Annotated in this window: 1 pseudogene; it reads right to left on the minus strand. The window is 59.3% G+C overall.

Going from position 1 to position 285, the window contains the following annotated elements:
• Window positions 1-285: pseudogene (locus tag ACM6IP_RS00030) on the minus strand (phospholipase); the annotation flags it as partial.

The raw sequence follows: 285 nt of genomic DNA on the forward strand, positions 1-285 counted from the left end.
ACTGGTCAGCGTGAGCAAGGCCTGTTGTTCGAGGAGTTCAGCCAGGGTCGGTGCCTGGGCGTCTACTTGGGCTTTGGCCTGTTCAATGCGCTGTAACTTGGTGATTTCAGGAATGGTCTCGCCGCGCCCGAGGCTTTCGAGCATGCGCTGGGTGTTCAAGGAACCTGGGCCTACGCCATCTTTGCTGGCATTGGTGATCACAAACAGGTGCAAGTTGCCATGCAAGCCCGGATCGCGTCCCGCGCGGGTTTGGTCAGCCGCCGCTTTTTTGATGGCCTCGGCCAA

The sequence above is a fragment of the Pseudomonas sp. IT-P176 genome, from assembly GCF_949767245.1.
Lineage (GTDB): Bacteria > Pseudomonadota > Gammaproteobacteria > Pseudomonadales > Pseudomonadaceae > Aquipseudomonas.